1 protein-coding gene and 1 pseudogene are annotated in these 1,887 nt (G+C 71.8%); both read left to right on the top strand.

The genetic code is table 11. The features are described 5' to 3' along the window. Positions 1–445 precede the first annotated feature (445 nt). Positions 446–1,387, top strand: coding sequence for a PfkB family carbohydrate kinase (locus ACFXOA_RS32265; protein ID WP_385035731.1), 942 nt, complete (start codon positions 446–448; stop codon positions 1,385–1,387). A gap of 51 nt (positions 1,388–1,438) precedes the next feature. After that, positions 1,439–1,887, top strand: a pseudogene (locus ACFXOA_RS32260) (hypothetical protein); the annotation flags it as partial.

Genomic DNA, 1,887 nt, shown 5'->3' with positions numbered 1-1,887 from the left:
CCGCAGTACCCCGCAGTACCCCGCAGTACCCCGCAGTACCCCGCAGTACCCCGCAGTACCCCGCAGCAGTCCGGCACGTGGCCGCCCCCTCGCAGGGCGCACCGAGCCCTGGCCCCGAAGGAGCCGCACCCACACAGGACTTGATCCGTTCCGCGGGCCCGCCGCAGGACCCGCGGCGGCTGTGGCGCCCACACGCGGTCCCGGCCGGAGCCGGGGTGCCGACGCGACCCGCATCGACGTGCCGGAGCTGGGCGGTCCGAGCGGGCGGACCGCTCGCCGATCCTGGCCGGGAACAGGGCCCTCCGGGCAGCCGCACGAGGGCCGACAGCGCCGGCGAGGGCGTGGTGACCGCGAACGCTCGGGCCGGCGGGCCCCTCCGGCCGCGCCTCATCGCACCGCGTCAACGCCCTGCAGGGCAAACCCGACTGGAAAGGCATGAATCGAAGTGACCCGCCGACAGGTCGACGTCCTCGTACTGGGCGGAGCGGGTGTGGACACCATCGTCCACGTCCCTCGGCTGCCACTGCAGTACGCCGACAGCCTCATGATCCGACCGGGCATCGAGACCCGCGCCGGCCAGAGCGGTGACTTCGTCTCGCTGGGGCTGCACGCACTGGGACTGCGCACCCATCACCTCGACCTGATCGGGGACGATCACGAGGGGGACATGGTCCGCTCCCTGCACGGGGACCTGGGTATCCCGTTCACCGGCGTCCCGGCACCGGGCGGCACCAAGCGCGCGGTCAACCTGGTCGGTCCCGACGGGCGGCGGATGTCTCTCTACGACGCCGACCGGGCGCGGGACACGGACCCGTTCGACGAGGCGATGGTCCGAGGACTGGCGGCAGGGGCGCGTCACGCCCATGTGGTGATCACCCAGCCGTGGTCCTCCGCCCTGCCGCTGCTCCGTGAGGCAGGGGTGTCGATCTCCACCGACCTGCACGACTGGGACGGCAACGACGCCTACCACGAGACCTTCGCGCTCCAGGCGGACGTGGTGTTCATGTCCTCTTCCGCCCTGAGCGACCCTGAGGGCACCCTGCGGGACGTGACCCGACGCGGCAGAGCACACATCGCGGTGGCCACCGCCGGCGACGAGGGCGCGTACCTGCTGCACGAGGGCGAACTCACCCACGTGCCCGCCGTCCCGCCGCCGGCGCCCGTGGTGGACTCCAACGGCGCGGGGGACGCCTTCGCCGCCGCCTTCCTCTTCGGCCTGCTCGACGGTGAACACCCGCGGCGCTGCGCCCTGTACGGCGTGGTCGCCGGTGCGTACGCCTGCACCGTGCCGTCGACACGCACCGGTGCCATCGGTCGGGACGACCTCCTCTCGGGAGTCGCCGAGGCCGGATCCGTGGCCGCACCGGACGGATCCGGCAACGGGTGATGACGGAGAATGCGGGGGCCCGTCGATCCATCCGCGACACCAGGAGCACCTGTGGTGCGACACACCCTCGACCAGCCTCCGCGCCGCGGCGGCACGGCGTTCCCCACGGCCGTCTGTCTCGCCGTGATGCTGACGGCGGGCTGCACGGGTGCGACCGGGACCGGTGTGGAACACGTGCCCCGAAGCACGGCCGACGCCGCCGAGGTGCGTCCACCGGTGGCCGGCATGGCCTTCGACTACCAGATCGGCGGGGGATACGCCCCACCCGACGGCGTCCTGGCCGTGTCCCGTGACCGCGAGGACCAGCCGGAACCCGGTCTGTACAACGTCTGCTACCGGGACTATTCGCAGTGCACCGGGCTTCAGCCCGGTGGTGAAGCGAATCTGAGAGCTGCTCTGACCTCGGCTGTGTGCACGGATCTGCACTGTTTACCTCAGCTCAGGTCAGTGCGGCCGGTTCTGCTGCTCGATGTACTGCTTCACGATGCTGAGCGGTGCGC

The sequence above is a fragment of the Streptomyces sp. NPDC059166 genome (assembly GCF_042755185.1).
Classification (GTDB): Bacteria; Actinomycetota; Actinomycetes; order Streptomycetales; family Streptomycetaceae; genus Streptomyces.
This window is presented reverse-complemented; position numbering and strand designations above follow the sequence as displayed.